The following is an 18785-nucleotide window of genomic DNA, read 5'->3' as shown; positions in this document are numbered from 1 at the left end:
CACATGCAAAGGCCCCGATACGGGGCCTTTTTTATGCTTCGCAGGAAAGACGACATAAGTGCATGAAGCAGTTAAACTAAAAAACACCACATCCAGACCGCAAGGACGCCATGTCAGGACTCTTCACCAAGACCGCCAGGGCCGTAGGCCGCAACGGACTCTCATATCGCCTGCTCTCCTACATTCTGGTCTGCAGTACCGTATTGGCGATGATCATTACGGCGCTGCAACTCGCCTGGGATTACCGCAAGGATGTTGCCGTCATCGAAGACAGCATCGGCCAGATCGAGGCCTCGTTCCTGCAACCCATCGCCGCCAGCTTGTGGAACCTGGATGAAGAGCAGGTCAAAGTGCAAATTGAAGGGATCATGAACCTGCCCAATATGCAGTTCGTGATGGTCAAGGAGATGCTCGGCAACTCCGAAGTCCCGCTGCTGACCCAGGGGGTCGAGCGGGAAAGCTATGATATCTCCCGAGAATTCAACCTCACCTATCAGGGGGAGATTGTCGGCAAGCTGTTCGTTGCCGCCTCTCTCGAGCAGATCTACCAGCGCCTCATCGAAAAATCGGTGCTGATCATGGTCAGCCAGACCATCAAGACCCTGGTAGTCTCATTTTGCATCCTGATCATCATTTACTATCTTGTGGTCAGGCACATCAACCGCATCGCCAACTACGCCCAGAAGTTCAACCTCGATCGGCTCGACATGGCGCTGGAGCTGGAAGGCCGCCCGCAGCCACGCAAGAAACCCGATGAGCTGGATACCCTGGTCTCCACCCTCAACCAGATGCGAACCCGACTGCGTGACGAGCTGGTTGCCCGCCATCAGGCGGTGGAACAGCTGCAAAAGGAGCGGGACTTCTCCGCCACCCTGATCAACTCCGCCAACATGGTCATCTGCTGCATGGAACCGGATTTGACCATCGCCAGCATCAACCCGGCAGCCATACTGCTGACCGGCTACCACCAGCAGGAGCTGTTGCAGCACAACTGGCTGGATCTCTTTGTCAGCCCGGCGCAACGGGAAGAGCTGAACGATATTCTGGCAGCGGAAGGTTCACTGTCAGACAAAGAGGTCATCATGCATGACCAGCAGGCCCATGAGCTGGTACTGCAATGGACCTTCGTCCCCTTCTACGATGGTCCCAACCTCAAGTACCAGATCGGCTTCGGCTACGACATCACCCAGCTGAAAAAGGTCGAGCGGGAGATAATCCAGCTCAACGAGCAGCTGGAGGGCAAGGTGGTGGAGCGTACCCGCAGCCTGAGCGAAGCCAACAACCAGCTCGGCAAGGCGTACGACGACCTGAAACAGGCCCAGCAGACCCTTGTGGAGTCCGAGAAGATGGCCTCCCTCGGCTCGCTGGTAGCCGGGGTGGCACACGAGATCAACACTCCGATCGGCATCAGCGTGACCGCCTCCTCCTACCTGCAAGAGCGGGTCGCCGACTTCAAGTCCCATATCGACTCCAAGCAGCTGTCGCGCTCCTATCTCAACGAGTTCACCGTCAACCTCGACGAATCGATGCAGCTGCTGCAGAGCAACCTGCGGCGCGCCTCCGAGCTGATTGCCAGCTTCAAACAGGTAGCGGTCGATCAGTCATCGGAAGCGCGCTACAACTTCAGTCTCGCCGACAACCTCCATCAGGTAGTGGTCTCGCTTGGCCACAAACTGAAGAAGAGCCAGTGCGAAGTGGATATCCAGTGCGATCCCAAGCTGTCGATCTTCTCCTTCCCGGGCAGTTTTACCCAAATCTACTCGAACCTGATCCTCAACTCCATCAACCACGGGTTCGACAACTGGGACAAACCGAAGAAGATCACCATCAAGGTGGAACAGCAGGGAGAAGAGCTGTTTATCGACTACTCGGACAACGGCCGCGGCATCCCGCCCGAAATCTTGCCGCGCATCTTCGATCCCTTCGTCACCTCCAAGCGGGGTCAGGGCGGCAGCGGTCTGGGCACACACATCATCTACAACCTAGTGGTGCAACTGCTGAAAGGCCGTATCAGCTGTGCCAGCGAACCGGGCCAGGGCGCCCAGTTCCATATTCGCCTGCCGATCCAACATAACTGAGCGCTGGCTCTTGTGAGCCAGCCGCTTTATCCCCATCATGCTGTGATTGCATTCTTAATGAGCGGAGAACCTCGTAATGGCACAGCATTTTGACTATATCGCCATCGGCGGCGGCAGCGGCGGTATTGCTTCTGCCAACCGGGCTGCCATGTACGGTAAGAAAGTTGCCCTGATTGAAGCCAAAGAGTTGGGTGGAACCTGCGTCAACGTAGGCTGCGTACCGAAGAAGGCCATGTGGTATGCCGGCCAGATCGCCGATGCCCTGAAATATGGCGCCGACTACGGCTTTGACACCACCCTCAACCACTTCAACTGGGCCAAGCTGGTCGAGTCCCGCCAGGCCTACATAGGCCGCATCCACCAGTCCTACCAGAACGTGCTGGGCAAGAACCAGATCACCGTCATCAAGGGCTTCGCCCGCTTCGTCAGCAGCAACACCATCGAGGTCAATGGCGAGCGCTACACGGCCGATCACATTCTGATCGCTACCGGTGGCCGCCCGGAAATTCCGGCGATCCCGGGAGCCGAGCTGGGTATCGACTCCGACGGTTTCTTTGACCTGCAAAGCCAACCCAAGCGGGTTGCTGTGGTGGGTGCGGGCTACATCGCAGTCGAGATCGCAGGGGTGATGCAGGCGCTCGGCTCAGAGACCCATCTGGTGGTGCGCAAGCACGCGCCGCTGCGCAACTTCGACCCCATGATCCACGAGACACTGGTCGAAATCATGGCGCAGGAAGGGCCCAAGCTGCACACCCACGCCATTCCCAAAGCCGTGCTCAAAAACGCTGACAACAGCCTGACCCTGCAACTGGAAGATGGTCGCCACCTCACCGTCGACTGCCTGATCTGGGCCATCGGCCGGGTACCGGCTACCGACAACCTCAATCTGGCTGCCGCAGGCATCGCGCTGGACGAGAAGGGCTTTATCCCGACCGACAAGTTCCAGAACACCGCCGTCGCCAACATCTATGCAGTGGGTGACAACACGGGTCGCATCCAGCTCACCCCGGTGGCCGTCGCTGCGGGCCGTCGCCTCTCCGAACGGCTGTTCAACAACAAGCCGAACGAGCACCTCAACTACGATCTGGTGCCGACCGTGGTGTTCAGCCACCCGCCCATCGGCACCATAGGCCTGACCGAACCGGAAGCCATCGCCGAATACGGCGAGGACCAGGTGAAGGTCTACCGCAGCCAGTTCACCGCCATGTACTCTGCGCTGACCCAGCATCGCCAGCCCACCCGGATGAAGCTGGTCTGCGTCGGCCCGGAAGAGAAGGTGGTCGGTTTGCACGGTATCGGCTTTGCGATGGACGAGATCCTGCAAGGTTTCGGCGTCGCCATGAAGATGGGTGCCACCAAGGCTGATTTCGACAACTGCGTGGCTATCCATCCGACCAGTGCAGAAGAGTTCGTCACTATGCGTTAAGGGCAGATGAAGTTGGCCTGTCATTATCAGGCCAACTTCAACAACTGCGTTCCCATGCCTCATCCCACCAGCGCTGAAGAGTTCGTGACAATGCGATAGGTACGTTTGAAGTTGACCTTTCACGAGGAGCCGGCTTCGACAACCATCTAACCCCTTCTCCCAAACCCGGATCAGGCCGGGTTTTTTGATCCCTCCTCGCTATTTCTCTCGCAAATCCGTCGTTCTTTACGCCGATTTTACGCCTGCCACATGGCGCTTTATGGCGCCTTTACGCCTGTTTTACATACCCTTTTCAGCGTCAATGACACCAACAGAGTCGATATGGTCTTACATCGGCTCTCGCAGCTAATTATCTCAATGGAGTCGATATGAATTGGCTATATCTGCTGCTCGTCCTCGCCTTGATGGCCTATCTGATGCGCGCACTCACGCGCAGTCACGAGTGAGGGACTACCTATATGCAGCAAGAAATTATCTACCCGGTGGCCAGCAAACTGCCGAGCCTCGTGAGCAATCCAATGCGTGCCCTGACGCACCGTGACCACGAGTGAGGAACTAGAACATGTGGCAAGAAATAATCTATCCGGTGGCCTTCGTGCTGCTGGTTCTGCTGCCGGCACCGCTGCTGGGCAACTACATCTACCGGGTATTTGAAGGCAAAATCCGCTGGTTGGCACCGGTCGAGCGCGCCACACTGGCTTGCTGTGGCACCGATGGGCGGGAGCAGAACTGGAAGTCCTACGCCCTCAGCCTGCTGGCCTTCAACGGCGCCGGTTTCGGTCTGCTGTTCCTGATCCTGATGGCGCAGGGGTTGCTGCCCCTCAACCCGCAACAACTGCCGGGTCTGAGCTGGCAACTCGCCTTCAACACCGCAGTCAGCTTTATGACCAACACCAACTGGCAAGCCTATTCCGGTGAGGCCAGCCTCTCCTACTTCAGCCAGATGGTGGGCCTGACCACCCAGAACTTCGTCTCCGCAGGGACGGGCGCAGCCGTCGCCATTGCCCTGTTCCGCGGTATCGCCCGTCAGCAGACCATCAACCTTGGCAACTTCTGGCAGGATCTGGTGCGCTTCTGCCTCTATGTGCTGCTGCCCATCGCGCTGATCATGGCGCTGGTGCTGGTATGGCAAGGGGTGCCGCAAAGCCTCTCCGCCTATCTGCCGTTCCACGGTGTGGAAGGTCAGGAGCAGCTGCTGCCCCTCGGCCCGGCGGCCTCTCAGATCGCCATCAAGCAGCTGGGCTCCAACGGCGGCGGCTTCTTCGGCATCAACTCGGCACATCCGTTCGAGAACCCGACCGCCCTCTCCAACTGGCTGGAGATGGTCGCCCTGCTTACCATCGCCGCCGCCATGGTCTTTACTCTGGGCCGCTATGTGAAAGACATGGCCCACAGCCGCGCCATTCTCGGCGCCATGACCCTCATGCTGGTGCTGGGGCTCTTCGTCTCCCTCTCCCAGGAGCTGAAACCGGATCACGCCCTCGCCCAGCTCACCACTGACGCCAGCAACATGACTGGCAACTGGGAAGGCAAGGAGAGCCGCTTCGGCCCTGTGCTCTCCAGCATCTGGGAAGTGGCGACTACTGCCGCCTCCAACGGTGCCGTCAATGCCATGCACGACAGCTTTACTCCGCTCGGTGGCATGGTGGGCATGATCAATATGCTGCTGGGCGAGGTTATCTTCGGCGGCGTCGGCTCCGGTCTTTACGGCATGATGCTGTTCGTGTTGCTGACCGTGTTCCTGTGCGGCCTGATGGTGGGACGTACCCCGACCTATCTGGGCAAACGGCTCGGTATCACCGAGATGAAGTGGGTGGTCGCCAGCATGCTGGTAATGCCGGTCGGTGTTTTGGTGATCGGTGGTATCACCCTGCTGATGCCGGATGCCAGCACCATCATCGGCCATGATGGCCCGCACGGTCTGTCACGCCTCATCTATGCCTACGCCTCGGCTGCCGGCAACAACGGCTCCGCCTTCGCCGGTTTTGCCGCCGGTGACAACTGGCAGTGCATCGCCATCGGTCTGGCCATGCTGCTCGGTCGCTTCGGCTACATCATTCCGGTACTGGCCATTGCCGGTCAGCTGGCCCGCGCGCCCCGTCAGGAGACGAGCGAAGGGGACTTCCCCATCAGCGGCCCGCTGTTCGTTACCCTGCTGATCATCACTGTCCTGCTGATAGGTGGCCTATCCTTCCTGCCGGTACTGGCACTGGGCCCAGTGGCTGAACATCTGAGTCTGATCGGAGGTGCATTCTGATGAACCTGACCCTGTCGATCACCATCCGGATGCCAATGGCCAACTATCTGATGCTGGGAGCTTTCCAATGAGCAAGTCCACTGCAATGAGCACCGACACCATGTTGGTGAAGGGCAAAAAACAGAAATCACAAATCATCCAGGCAATGGTTGAGGCCCTCTATCGCTTCAATCCCAAGGCGCTGTTTGGCAGCCCTATCCTGTTTACCCTCTGGCTGGCCGCAGTCATGGCGACCGTGGAGTCCCTGCTGGGGCAGCCTTTCTCCGGCGTCGCCCCCTCGCTGGCCTGGCAGCTGACCGCCTGGCTCTGGCTTACTCTCTGGTTTGCCAACTTCGCGGAAACCCTGGCCGAGGGGCGCGGCAAGGCTCGCGCCGACAGCCTGAAAGCGGGCATGAGCCAGCTCAAGGCCCGTCGTGTGGCGAATGCCAAAGATGGTCAGGGCGAGTGGGTACCCGCCACCAGCCTGATGAAGGGGGATCTGGTGCTGGTACGCAGCGGCGAGATGATCCCGGCCGACGGCGAGGTGATCGCCGGCATCGCCTCGGTCAACGAGGCCGCCATCACAGGCGAATCCGCCCCCGTCATTCGCGAGTCGGGTACCGATCGCAGCGGTGTAACCGGCAATACCACCGTCGTTTCAGACGAGATCTGGGTGCGCGTCAGCAACAATCCGGGCGAAAGCACGCTGGATCGGATGATCGCACTGGTGGAAGGGGCCAAGCGCCAGAAGACCCCCAACGAGATGGCGCTCGACGCCCTGCTGGTGGGCCTGACCCTGATCTTCCTGTTGGTGGTCGCCACCCTGCCCTGGTTCCTCGACTACAACGGCACCCAGGTCCCGCGCCTCTACCTGATTGCCCTCTTTATCACCCTGATCCCGACCACCATTGGTGGCCTGCTCTCCGCCATCGGTATTGCCGGTATGGATCGATTGGTGAAACTGAACGTCATAGCCAAGTCTGGCCGTGCCGTCGAAGCGGCCGGTGACGTGCGCACCCTGCTGCTGGACAAGACCGGCACCATCACCTTCGGTAACCGGATGGCCGACGAGTTGATCCCGGCACCGGGTGTCGACCCTGCCCTGCTGGCACAAGCGGCCATGCTGGCCTCGCTGGGTGACAACACCCCGGAGGGCAAATCCATCCTGACTCTGGCCAGCAAGAGCATGGCCAAGCCGAGTCAGCTGGAGAGCGACAAGGTGATCCCCTTCAGCGCTGAAACCCGGCTGAGCGGACTGGATCGCAACGGTCATCAATATCGCAAGGGTGCGGTAGATGCCGTGTTGAACTACCTCAGCCTCGACCGCAAGGCGGTGCCTGAGCTGGTGCTCAAGTCAGTCGACAGCATCGCCCGTCAGGGTGGGACTCCGCTGCTGGTCTGCACTCAGGAGAAACTGCTGGGGGTGGTCTACCTCAAGGACATCATCAAGCCCGGTATCAAGGCTCGCTTCCAGATCCTGCGCCATATGGGGATCCGTACCGTGATGATCACCGGTGACAACCCGAAAACCGCCGCCGCCATCGCCGCCGAAGCCGGGGTGGATGACTTCATCGCCGAAGCAACGCCGGAGAAGAAGCTCGCCTATATCCGGCAGGAGCAGGCCGATGGCCGTCTGGTTGCCATGTGCGGCGACGGTGCCAACGATGCGCCCGCACTGGCGCAGGCTGACGTGGGGCTGGCCATGAACGAGGGTACCCAGGCCGCCAAGGAGGCGGGCAATCTGGTTGATCTCGACTCCAACCCCACCAAGCTTCTGGATGTGGTGCTGGTCGGCAAACAGCTGCTGGTGACCCGTGGCGCCCTGACCACCTTCTCCATCGCCAACGATGTGGCCAAGTATTTCGCCATCCTGCCAGCCCTGTTCATCGCCGCCTACCCGCAACTGGGGGTACTGAACCTGATGCAGCTGGGCAGCCCGCAGAGCGCCATCCTATCGGCCATCATCTTCAACGCCCTGATCATCGTAGCGCTGGTACCGCTGGCCCTGCGCGGTGTCGACCTGAAGGGATCGGCCGCCAGCCTGCTGCGCCGCAACCTGCTGATCTACGGTGTCGGCGGCCTGCTGGTGCCGTTTATCGGCATCAAGCTGATCGATCTGGTCATTACCGGCCTGGGTCTGGTGTAACGACATAACCGGGATGCGGGGCAGATCCGCATCCCCAGCCATCCATTTGGAGCAAGAGAATCATGATAGCAATCAGAACCCTGTTGACCCTGACCCTGCTGCTGGGCGTGGGTTATCCGCTGGCCGTCACTGGACTGGCCCAGCTGATCTTCCCCTGGCAGGCCAACGGCAGCCAGCTGACCGACAGCAAGAAGCAACTCATCGGTAGCGCCCTGCTGGCACAGAAATTCGAGCGTGCTGACTACTTCCACCCCCGCCCTTCAGCCAGTGATTTCAACACCATTGGCGGTAGTGCCAGCAATCTGGGGATGAGCTCACCGCTGCGGGCGGAGTTCGCCGAACAGGCCGCCAAGGCACAGCCTGAAACCAGCTCTCCTGCCATGCTGACCCGCTCCGCCTCTGGCCTCGATCCCCATCTACCACTCGATGCGGTGCTGGCGCAGGTGGATCGTGTAGCCAGAGAACGTGGACTGGATCCCGCCCAACTGACGGAGCAGGTCAAGTCGGCCACACAAGCTGGTATCCTTGGCCCGCAGGTGGTCAACATTCTCCAGCTGAACCTGCAACTGGATCATCAAAAGGGCGCCTGAGGGCGCTCCTTGCCGATCTGGCGTTGACCTCCATTTTCGACGCGGGCAGTTGGCTCGATAGGGATAAGCATGCGTGATGAGGTAAGGGCTGACGCCCTGCTGGCAAGTCTGGAGCAAGAGCACAAGGGCAAGCTGAAAGTCTTTCTCGGGGCCGCCCCCGGCGTGGGCAAGACCTACGCCATGTTGCAGGCGGTGCGGGAACAGGCCAAGGAGGGGGTCGACATCCTGATCGGCGTGGTGGAGACCCACGGCCGGCAGGAGACACTGGCCCTGCTCGACAAACTCGCCATCCAGCCGCGCAAGATCCACATGCACCGTCAGCAGCGGCTGGAGGAGATGGACCTCGACGGCCTGCTGGCGCGCAAGCCAGCCATCGCCGTGGTGGACGAACTGGCCCACAGCAACGCCCCCGGCAGCCGCCACGAGAAGCGCTGGCAGGATGTGGAGGAGCTGCTCAACGCAGGTATCGACGTCTACACCACCCTCAACGTCCAGCATCTGGAGAGCCTCAACGATCTGGTGTGGCAGCTCACCGGGGTCAGGGTAAAAGAGACCCTGCCCGATCAGGTTCTGCTCGATGCAGACAGCATTATCCTTATCGACCTCCCCCCCAAGGAGCTGCTCGGCCGCCTGCGCGAGGGGAAGGTTTATGTCCCTCATCAGGCCAAAGCAGCCCTGCAATCCTTCTTCTCCCTCAACAACCTCACCGCATTGCGGGAGCTGGCGATGCAGACCGCAGCCAGCCATGTGGAGGGCGATCTGCAACTGCAATGGCAGGCGGCGGGCAAGACCACATTGCCGCTGCGGGGCAAGCTGATGGTCTGCCTCGGCAACCAGCACGGGGCTGCGCTGGTGCGCTATGGCCACCGCTTTGCCCAGCGTCGCCAGCTGCCCTGGCTGGTGGTTCACGTGGACAGCAATGGCCACAGCTCGGCCGATGTGGAGCAGGCGCTGGCGCTCGCCTCCCACCTCGGTGCCAAGGTGCTGACGCTATCCAGCCCGGCGGTCGCCAACACCCTGCTGGAGACCGCCGAACAGCAGCAGGTCTCCCAGCTGCTGCTCGGCAAACCTCACAAGGCGCCGTGGCGCCGCTCGCTGGTGCAACACCTGCTCAAACAGGCGCAGGGGCTCGAAATCACCCTGGTCGATACCGAGAAGCAGAAGCCCGAAGTGGGGATGCGCGTCCCGACCCCGAAGGATATTCACCACAGCCTGCTGGCGGTGGCCATCATGGGTATCACCTCGGCCATTGCATGGGGGCTCTCCTACTGGCTCCCCCCCGCAGCGTTGCCACTCATCTTCGTGCTGGGGGTGCTGGCGACTGCCCTTACAACCAGTCTGGTGCCCGCCACGCTGGCGGCGGTGCTGGGCTTTATCGCCCACAATCTGCTCTTCACCGCACCCTACTTCTCCCTGAGCGTCGCCAACCACAGCGACCTGCTCACCCTGTTTGTGCTGCTTATCGTCGGCATGACGGCGGGGCGGCTCGCCTCCCGCCAGCGGCAACAGCTGATCGGCCTGCGCGAGACCCAGCAGCTGGGCAATGCATTACTCTCCCTCAGTCAGGGGCTGGCGACCGCCAGCAGCCCGGAGGAGGTGCTCAGACAAGGTGCCCAGGCCATTGCACTGGCGCTAGGCCAGCCGACCGTGGTGATCGACAAGGAGTTCAACGATCGGCTCGGCAACGAGAAGCACAGGCCCGGCCAGACCGACAAGGCGGCCATCGACTGGTGTCTGGCCCAGAAGCAGAGCGCCGGGGCCCACACTGCGACCCTCAATGCCGCCGAGGCCCAGTATCACCACCTCAGCGATGACCTGGTGATCGGTATAACGCTGGCCAATCCGCTCTCCTCCTCTGCCGAGCATCAGCTGCAGGCGCTGCTCACCGATATTCGCGCCGCGCTGGCGCGGATCGACCTCAATGAGCGGCTGGCCGACAGCCAGCTACAGGCGGAGACCGACCGGATGCGCGCAGCCCTGCTCTCCTCGGTCTCCCACGATTTGAAAACGCCGCTGGCCACCATCATGGGTGCCGGCAGCACCCTGCTGGAATATGGTGACCGGATCCCCGCCGAAGACCGTGACGAACTGCTCCACTCGGTGCAGGAGGAGGCGCGCCGCCTGCACAGCTATGTGCAGAATCTGCTGGATATGACCCGCATCGGCTCCCCCGACTTCCAGCTGAAACGGGACTGGGTCGACCTGACCGATCTGGTGGAGAGCGCCCGAAAGCGGCTCGACTCCTCCTGGCGCCAGCACAAGCTGCTGGTACACATCGATCAGCATGTGCCCCAGCTCTATGTCCATGGCGCCCTGATCGAGCAGGTGCTGGTCAATATCCTCGACAACGCCTCCCGCTACTCGCCGGCAGGCACCCCCATCGAGTTCAAGGTGATGGTGGCCGAACCCGACCTCATCATCGACATCATCGATATCGGGGTCGGTATCGCCGAATCGGATCGGGAGAAGATCTTCAACCTCTTCTACACCCAGCCGGTGGGCGATTGCGGTAGCCGTGGCACCGGACTTGGCCTCGCCATTTCCCGCGCTATGATAGAGGCCCACGGCGGCAAGATTTGGGCCTTCTCCGGCCCCAATGGCAACGGCACCTGCATGCGTATCTCCCTGCCGCTCGCGCTCAATTCACCGGAGGTCTGATGGCTGAAAGCCTGCTCGAGTCACTCAGCCCCTCCCACCATTCGCCTCTGGAGGTTCGATGGCGCACATTCTGGTCATAGATGATGAAGCGGCGATCCGTCGCTTTCTGCGGATCAGCCTGATTGCCGAAGGGCATCAGGTAAGCGAAGCGGTCAGCGTCACCGAGGGGTTGGAGCAATATCGCCACCTCAACCCCGATCTGGTGATCCTCGATCTCGGTCTACCGGATGGCGATGGCATTCAGGTATTGCAGGCCATTCGCGAGCATCACCCCAATCCTGTACTGGTGTTGTCGGCCCGCGATTCTGAGCAGGAGAAGGTGCGGCTGCTGGATGCCGGCGCCAACGACTACATGAGCAAGCCGTTCGGCATCGGCGAGATGATGGCCCGCATCCGCGTGCTGTTGCGCCAACGTGCTGGCGTCAGCAGCGGCGAACGGCGCCACTTCCCCCAATGCGGCCTGACGCTTGATGTCAGCAGCCACAAGGTGACCATGAAGGAGGAGGAGATCCCCCTCTCCCGCAAGGAGTTCGCCCTGTTGCAGGCGCTGGTGTGCCACCCCGGCAAGCTGGTGATGCAGACCCAGCTGCTCAATGACATCTGGGGGCCGAGCCACAAGGAGGACACCCACTACCTTCGCATCGTCATCGCCAGCCTGCGCAAAAAGCTGGGGGATAACCCCCAGCAACCGACGCTTATCGAGACCGAATCCGGTATCGGCTACCGCTTTATCGGCAACTGACGTTTCACGTGGAACGACGCCCGCAGCAAATCAGCGCCAACAGACCACAGCCACTCAGCAACAGGCCGAGATCCTGCAATCCGGCCGCCACCGCCAACCCCAGACTGAGCAGCAGGTAGTAGCCAAGCCCGAACAGGGCGCCAGCGCTGCCCGCTACCTCGCGATAGGCCAGCAGCGCCTGACTCAGCACATTGGGGATAGCCAGCCCGAAGGCCACCACCACACCCATCATGGGCAACAGGAACCAGAGGCTGGACTGACTCGCCCAGACCAGCAGCCCGGCGACCAGCGCCAGAGCGCAAGCCAATCTGACCAGAGAGGACGGCAGCCACCCCCTCCCCAGCAGATGCTTGTTGAGCAGGCTGCCGAGCAGAGTCGCCAGCGCCAGCAAGATCCCCGAATAGCCAAACTCGCCGGTGCTCAATCCCAATCCGGCAAACAGGAAGGGGGCCAGACTGTAGTAGCCAAACAGCATAGTGTTGAACAGGGCGACCAGCATGGCACTGCGCCAGAGTCCGCCATCCTTGATCATCCGACACGCCAGCGGCCAGAGCGCGACTCGCTGGGTAGTAACCGGGCGGGTTTCCGGCAGTTGCCAACATGCAACCAGCAGCAAACCTACCGCCAGTACCAGCAGACCGCTGAACACTCCGAGATAGCCGAACCCGCTCGCCAGCTGACCGCCACTGAGCAACCCCAGCACCGGACTCAGTGAGAGCGCTATGCCCATCACCGAGAAGACCCGCGCCAGATCGCGGCCCTGATAGCTGTCGCGCAGCATGGTCTGGGTCACCACAGATCCCACGGCGGCGCCAAAGGCCGCGATAACCCGGGCCAGCAGCAGGGTTTCAAACTGATTAGCCAGCAGTGCCAGCAGGGTGCCGACGCCATAGGTGAATAGACCCGCCAGCATGGCGGGACGCCGCCCAATCAGATCGCAAAGCCGTCCCCAGCAGACCACACCCACCGCAAACGCCAGAAAATAGACCGACAGGGTCTGGGATGCCTGCCCCTCGCTCACCCGAAACTGGCTGGCGATGTGGGTCAGGACCGGGCTGTAGATGGTCTCCACAATTTGGGGGAACATCATCAATCCCACCACCAGCCAGAGCGGTGGCAACTTGTTGTTCATGACAAACCTCCTTCACAAGAGGTCGCCATTCTAGAGAGATGCTATTTGTCTGATTACAATAAGCAGGACTATAAACATCAAAAATCGGACATATGGCCTTTATTCTTCCCGATCACCCTTTTGACCCCGACCAGCTGACGGGCAGCGTAATCGGCATTGCCTCCGCGCTCGGCTGGCACGACTCGGGTCTGCATCAACATCAACGCCATCAGCTGCTGTTCGCCCAATCCGGCTGCATGACCATGGAGCTGGAAGGTCGGGTCTGCCTGCTGCCGCCCACCCGCGCTGCCTGGCTGCCGGCGGGCACAGCCCACCGGGTACTGATGCGTGGTGTGGTGGCCTACCGCTCCCTCTACTTCCAGCCGCACCCCGAGTTGCCCGGCACGGTGGAGGTGTTGGCGGTCAATCCGCTGCTGCACGAACTGATCGAACGGATGGCGCTCTGGCCGTGGGACAAACCTCAAGAGCAGCAACGACGGACGGTGGCTCTGTTTATGGAGGAGTTGGGGCAGGCGCCGCGGGAGTCGTGGCAGTTGCCGCTGCCGACCGATCCCAGAATGGGCGGCTGGCTACAGCAGTTGAAACGGGGGGATGCCCTGCCCGATCGGCTCAACCGGCTGGCCGAGCGGGTGGGTGCCAGTGACAAGACCATTGGCCGCATCTTCATGCGGGAGACCGGCATGAGCTATCAGGCGTGGCGTCAGCAGTGGCGGCTGTTGCGCGCCATGGAGCTGCTGGCAGAAAGCGAGCCCATCAGCCGGATTGCCGCTGCGCTGGAGTTCGCCAGCGACAGCGCCTTCATCAGCTTCTTCAAACAACATACGGGACAGACCCCCCTGCGCTACCTCAGCTCTCAGGGTGAGTCGCCACAGCCTGGCTCGCCTCCACCACCAGGGTATCCAGCGCCAGCGGCTTGAGATTGTGCAGCGCATCCTGCACCACGGCATGAGATGCCTGTTGCAACTCGCTCTGCACATCCTGCTCCAGCTGGGCACTCTCCAGCTCGGGCCGCGGGTTTTCGTTGGCCATCACGTTCAGGCTCAGGACACTCACAATCAGGGTAGCGATCAGGCTTTTCATCTGGTTTTCTCCGGTATGGTTGAGATGACCAGATAGCTATTCCAATAGTTGTGCCAATCCTCACGCAATTCATAACATGATGATTTTGTTTAAATTAACTATATATCGATACCAAATTGAGTCGCAAAATGCATCCCGCTCGGTCATTTTTAAACCAACAGTTGGTGCTTTTAACCACGCTTGATTTTTGCACCATGTTCCACGTGGAACGTCCCATCTTTTTGATCGACACCCGCTTTTAAACTGAGCTATGGTGCTACATCCCCGTAACTCAAATCTGGATCTGTCACTGAATGGAATTTTCCTTGTTCGGCGAGAAGTTCACTCGCCACGCTGGCATTACCCAACTCATGGATGACCTCAATCAGGGGCTGACCAATCCGGACGCCATCATGCTGGGTGGCGGCAATCCAGCCCCCATACCCGCCATGCTGGAACGCTTTCAGGCCGAGGCCAAGAGCCTGCTCGACAACGGCGAGCTGGTCAAAGCGATGGCCAACTACGACGGCCCACAGGGCAAAGACAGGTTCACCAGGGCGCTAGCCGGACTGCTCAGCAAGGAGCTGGACTGGGATATCTCGGCCCGCAATATCGCCCTGACCAACGGCAGCCAGAATGCCTTCTTCTACCTGTTCAACCTGCTGGCCGGTGAATTTGCTGATGGCCGCAAGAAGAAGGTGCTGTTCCCGCTCGCCCCCGAGTACATCGGCTATGCCGACTCGGCGCTGGCCGACGACTACTTCGTGGCTTACAAACCCACCATCGAGAAGCTGCCCGATGGCCAGTTCAAGTACCACGTGGATTTCGAGAGCCTGCAGGTGGGTGACGATATCGGGGTGATCTGCGTTTCCCGCCCCACCAACCCAACCGGCAACGTGCTGACCGACGAAGAGATCGAACACCTCGATCAGATCGCCCGCGACAAGGGGATTCCGCTGCTGATCGACAACGCCTACGGCGTCCCCTTCCCGGGCATCATCTTCAGCGAAGCCAAGCCGTTCTGGAATGCCAACACCATCCTCTGCATGAGCCTCTCCAAGCTGGGCTTGCCGGGCACCCGCTGTGGCATCGTCATCGCCGACGAGAAGATCATCCAGGCCATCACCAACCTGAGTGGCATCATCAATCTGGCGCCGGGCAGTCTGGGCCCCGCCATCACCATTCCGATGATAGAGAGCGGCGAGATCATCGCCCTCAGCGAACAGGTGGTTAAGCCCTTTTATCAGCAGAAGGCGGAGCTGGCGGTACAGCTGCTGCGCGAAGCGATCCCCGACCCGCGCTTCCATATCCACAAGCCGGAAGGGGCTCTCTTCCTCTGGCTCTGGTTTGAAGGCTTGCCGATCCACTGTCAGGAACTATATGAGCGACTGAAGGCGAAGAACCTGCTGATCGTGCCGGGTCACTACTTCTTCCCCGGTATTGATGACCCCGAGTGGCGCCACAGCCAGGAGTGCATCCGCCTCAACTACTCCCAGAGCGAGGAGCTGGTTCGCCGCGGCATCGCCATTCTGGCCGACGAAATCAATGCCATCTACGCCGGCTAAGTCAGTCCGGCCAGCCAAAAACAGAAAGGCCTGCAGATGCAGGCCTTTGTTGTTTGTCGCGATCCGGTTTGCTTAGCCGGGCAGCGCCAGCTGCTCGGGCTTGCCGATCGGGATGGCTCGGGGCTTGAGCGCCTCCGGCAGTTCGCGCGCCAAATCGATGGTCAGCAGACCATGCTCCAGCTTGGCACCCTGCACTTCCACGTGCTGGCTCAGCTTGAAGGCGAGCTCGAAGTCACGCTCGGCAATCCCCTGATGGAGGAACTGACGCTCACCGGCCGCAGCCCCTTTGCGACCCTTCACCTTGAGGGTGCCGTTTTCGGTCTCCAGCTCCAGCTCTTCGCGCTCGAAGCCAGCCACGGCGACCGTGATGCGATAGCCATCCTGATCGCGCTTTTCAATGTTGTACGGGGGGTAAGCGGCGGTCTTCTGCTCGAACAGACCTTCCAGCTCACGGGCCATCCGCTCGAAGCCGACGGCGTTGGAATAGAGATGAGAAAAATCGAGGTTACGCATAATCCTATCCTTCTAAAAAGCAACAGGTTCAACTCTCCACAGGCCCGTCATCGGCACCCGGGAAATTTTAAAATTTCAGTGAATTCAGGCTATCAGCCGTTGATCTCAATCTTGCGCGGCTTCATCGCCTCGGGCACTTCACGCACCAGCTCGATGTGCAGCAAGCCGTTTTTCAGGTCGGCCCCTTTCACCCGCACATAGTCGGCCAACTGGAAGCGACGCTCGAAACCACGTTCGGCAATCCCCTGATAGAGATAGTTGCGCCCGGTGTCGGCCTGCTTGTTGCCCTTCACCGTCAGCAGATTTTCCTGAAAGCTCAGCTCCAGCTCTTCCTGGGTAAAGCCCGCCACCGCCATGCTGATGCGGTAGTCGTTGTCACCCAGTTGCTCGATGTTGTAGGGGGGATAACCGGCATTGCCATTGCTGGCCGCAGATTCGATAAGATTGGCCAGACGATCGAAACCGATGGCAGAACGATAGAGCGGAGAAAAGTCGATAGAACGCATAGTATTACCCTCTTATGAGCGATAACGGATTGTTTGCCCTCCTTATGGACGGGCGCCTGGTCGAAACCTCTGTCGAGCGTTCCGGCCTTGTTACCTATATAGGGGCTCACTTTTTCCTTTCAAGGGGATTTTTTCAAATTTTTTAAATGGCCGCGCCGACCTGTAGAACATCAACCTGTTGGCCCGATAGTGATGATAATCGACCCGTGGGCCACTGATGGCAACTCGCTCCGTCTCCCATAATTGGTTGCATATCCACCAGCCAACATGGAGCCATCCCATGAAGATTACCCAGGTTCGCAACGCCACCTTGCTGCTCGACTATGCCGGCACCCGCTTTCTGATCGACCCCATGCTCTCGGCCAAGGGAGCCTTCCCCGGCTTTGAGGGCACCGCCAACAGCCAGCTGCGCAATCCGCTGGTCGAGCTGCCGCTGCCGATCGATGAGCTGGTCGATGTGGATGCCGTTATCGTCACCCACGACCATCCCGACCACTGGGATGACGCCGCCAGAGCGCTAATCCCCAAGCATCTGCCACTCTTGGTACAACACCAGAAAGATGCCGATGCCATTCGTGCCAGCGGCTTTGAGGATGTGCGCCTGCTGAGCGACCAGCCCGAGTTTGCTGGCATTCGCCTGCAGCAGACCGGTGGCCAGCACGGCAGCGACCAGTTGATGGCGGTACTGGGCGAGCGCATGGGAGAAGTGTGCGGCGTGGTCTTCTCCCACCCTGATGAGCAGTGCCTCTATCTGGCCGGTGATACCATCTGGCATCCCCGGGTCGAGCAAGCCCTGCAACAGCATCAACCCGAGGTCATTATCCTCAACTGTGGCGATGCACAGGTGCCCGGGCTCGGTTCCATCATCATGGGCAAGGAGGATGTCGCCGCCGTTTATCAGGCCGCACCGCAAGCCACGCTGATCGCCAGCCATATGGAGGCGGTCAACCACGCAGTGCTGTCACGCCAGGAGCTGCGCGACTATCTGGCGGAACGGAGCATGACGGATCGGGTACGGGTGCCGCAAGATGGTGAGGCGATATCACTGTGGCCTGCAGGGGGGCCATGCCAGACATGGCCCTTCGGCTTTCACTGTCAGACGCTTATGATGAGTGGTCTGCGCACAGAGAGGAGCCAACACCATGACCACCCCGATCGTTGCCGTGGTGACCTTCGATCACTTCAGCCCTTTTCACTGCGCCGTCCCCTGTCTCATCTTCGGCGACATCCTACCGGGCCACCCGCTGTTCGAGCTCAAGATCTGCTGCGGCGATGGCAACCCTCATTCACACTCGGCGCAAGGCTTCACCATTCAGGCTACCCATGGGCTGGAGGTGCTGACCGAGGCGGAGATCATCGTCATCCCCTTCTGGCACGACCCGGCTGCACGGCCACCCGCAGCGCTGCTCGATGCCCTGATTGCCGCCAGAGCCAGAGGCGCCCGACTGGTCGGGCTCTGTCTTGGCACCTATGTGCTCGCCTACGCCGGGCTGCTCAATAGTCGCAAGGCATCGACCCACTGGGAGTATGAGCAGGATTTCTGCCGCCGCTTTCCCTGCGTGCAGCTCGATACCAACGCCCTCTATGTGAATGACGATGGGCTGGTCACCTCGGCAGGCACTGCCGCTGGGCTGGACTGCTGGCTCTATCTGGTACGCCAGTACCACGGCTCGGCCATCGCCAACAAGGTGGCACGGCGGCTGGTGATCCCGCCTCACCGGGAAGGGGGGCAGGCCCAGTTTATCGAGCAGCCGGTGCCCGCCTCCACCCGCGATGTCAGGATGAACCAGTTGCTCGACCACCTGCGTGCCCATCTGGCAGAGCCTCACACCCTGGACTCTCTTGCAGATCACACCCTGATGAGTCGACGCACCTTTACCCGCCGTTTTCATCAGGCAACCGGCATCTCGGTGGGTGAATGGCTGCTGGCGGAACGGCTCAGGCGCAGTCAGGAGCTGCTGGAGATAAGCGGCCATTCCATCGATCGCATTGCCGAGCTTGTCGGCTTCAAGAGTGCCACCTCCCTGCGCAATCACTTCCGATCCCGCTTTGCCATCTCCCCCAGCGAGTGGCGACGATCTTTTCGCGGAAATAATGTCTGATGACATCCTCTATACCCGCTCACTCCGCTATG

Annotated in this window: 14 protein-coding genes and 1 pseudogene; 11 read left to right on the top strand and 4 right to left on the bottom strand. The window is 60.5% G+C overall.

Features of this window, described 5'->3' with window-relative positions; all coding sequences use genetic code 11:
- Nucleotides 1-110 precede the first annotated feature (110 nt).
- The 7 genes from I6L41_RS16715 to I6L41_RS16685 all read left to right on the top strand — a co-directional run bounded on the left by I6L41_RS16715 (nt 111) and on the right by I6L41_RS16685 (nt 11876).
- Nucleotides 111-2078: an ATP-binding protein gene (locus I6L41_RS16715; protein ID WP_005357149.1), complete on the top strand. Its 1968-nt coding sequence runs from the start codon at nt 111-113 to the stop codon at nt 2076-2078.
- Nucleotides 2079-2154: 76 nt separating this feature from the next.
- Nucleotides 2155-3504, top strand: a complete 1350-nt coding sequence (gene gorA / locus I6L41_RS16710; protein WP_216960164.1) for a glutathione-disulfide reductase — start codon at nt 2155-2157, stop codon at nt 3502-3504.
- A gap of 562 nt (nt 3505-4066) precedes the next feature.
- A complete protein-coding gene (kdpA, locus tag I6L41_RS16705; RefSeq protein WP_216960161.1) occupies nt 4067-5761 on the top strand; it encodes a potassium-transporting ATPase subunit KdpA in 1695 nt (564 codons plus the stop codon).
- 67 nt (nt 5762-5828) lie between these two features.
- Nucleotides 5829-7886, top strand: coding sequence for a potassium-transporting ATPase subunit KdpB (kdpB, locus tag I6L41_RS16700; protein ID WP_110304379.1), 2058 nt, complete (start codon nt 5829-5831; stop codon nt 7884-7886).
- A gap of 62 nt (nt 7887-7948) precedes the next feature.
- Nucleotides 7949-8476 carry a potassium-transporting ATPase subunit C gene (locus I6L41_RS16695; protein ID WP_216960158.1) on the top strand — a complete coding sequence of 176 codons (528 nt, stop codon included), beginning with the start codon at nt 7949-7951 and terminating at the stop codon, nt 8474-8476.
- A 69-nt stretch (nt 8477-8545) separates the two neighbouring features.
- On the top strand, nt 8546-11134 hold the full coding sequence (locus I6L41_RS16690) for a sensor histidine kinase KdpD (protein WP_216960155.1): 2589 nt from the start codon (nt 8546-8548) through the stop codon (nt 11132-11134).
- A 58-nt stretch (nt 11135-11192) separates the two neighbouring features.
- A complete protein-coding gene (locus I6L41_RS16685) occupies nt 11193-11876 on the top strand; it encodes a response regulator (RefSeq protein ID WP_120415979.1) in 684 nt (227 codons plus the stop codon).
- Nucleotides 11877-11880: 4 nt separating this feature from the next.
- On the opposite strand, the gene I6L41_RS16680 is transcribed toward I6L41_RS16685, so the two are convergent.
- Nucleotides 11881-13008 (bottom strand): multidrug effflux MFS transporter, encoded by a 1128-nt coding sequence (locus I6L41_RS16680; protein ID WP_216960152.1) that lies wholly within the window; start codon nt 13006-13008, stop codon nt 11881-11883.
- Nucleotides 13009-13100: 92 nt separating this feature from the next.
- Here I6L41_RS16680 and I6L41_RS16675 point away from each other — a divergent pair, with 92 nt between their 5' ends.
- The gene (locus I6L41_RS16675; RefSeq protein ID WP_216960149.1) at nt 13101-13925 is read left to right on the top strand and encodes a helix-turn-helix domain-containing protein; all 825 of its coding nucleotides are present in this window, start codon (nt 13101-13103) and stop codon (nt 13923-13925) included.
- Here the strand turns inward: I6L41_RS16675 and I6L41_RS16670 are convergent.
- Nucleotides 13855-14088 carry a hypothetical protein gene (locus tag I6L41_RS16670; RefSeq protein WP_021230450.1) on the bottom strand — a complete coding sequence of 78 codons (234 nt, stop codon included), beginning with the start codon at nt 14086-14088 and terminating at the stop codon, nt 13855-13857. The two genes, I6L41_RS16675 and I6L41_RS16670, sit on opposite strands and share 71 nt — an antisense overlap.
- A gap of 293 nt (nt 14089-14381) precedes the next feature.
- Between I6L41_RS16670 and I6L41_RS16665 the strand changes: the two genes are divergently transcribed.
- Nucleotides 14382-15632: a valine--pyruvate transaminase gene (locus I6L41_RS16665; RefSeq protein WP_216960146.1), complete on the top strand. Its 1251-nt coding sequence runs from the start codon at nt 14382-14384 to the stop codon at nt 15630-15632.
- A 72-nt stretch (nt 15633-15704) separates the two neighbouring features.
- Here I6L41_RS16665 and I6L41_RS16660 read toward each other — a convergent pair whose 3' ends face one another.
- Nucleotides 15705-16145: an Hsp20 family protein gene (locus I6L41_RS16660; RefSeq protein WP_005339297.1), complete on the bottom strand. Its 441-nt coding sequence runs from the start codon at nt 16143-16145 to the stop codon at nt 15705-15707.
- 92 nt (nt 16146-16237) lie between these two features.
- Nucleotides 16238-16651 carry an Hsp20 family protein gene (locus I6L41_RS16655; RefSeq protein ID WP_005339298.1) on the bottom strand — a complete coding sequence of 138 codons (414 nt, stop codon included), beginning with the start codon at nt 16649-16651 and terminating at the stop codon, nt 16238-16240.
- A gap of 280 nt (nt 16652-16931) precedes the next feature.
- On the opposite strand from I6L41_RS16655, the pseudogene I6L41_RS16650 reads away from it, so the two are divergent.
- Nucleotides 16932-17699: pseudogene (locus I6L41_RS16650) on the top strand (MBL fold metallo-hydrolase); the annotation flags it as partial.
- Between the two features lie 94 nt (nt 17700-17793).
- Nucleotides 17794-18753 carry a helix-turn-helix domain-containing protein gene (locus I6L41_RS16645; protein WP_216960144.1) on the top strand — a complete coding sequence of 320 codons (960 nt, stop codon included), beginning with the start codon at nt 17794-17796 and terminating at the stop codon, nt 18751-18753.
- Nucleotides 18754-18785 lie beyond the last annotated feature (32 nt).

This window comes from Aeromonas sp. FDAARGOS 1411 (genome assembly GCF_019047125.1).
Taxonomy (GTDB): domain Bacteria; phylum Pseudomonadota; class Gammaproteobacteria; order Enterobacterales; family Aeromonadaceae; genus Aeromonas; species Aeromonas veronii.
This window is presented reverse-complemented; position numbering and strand designations above follow the sequence as displayed.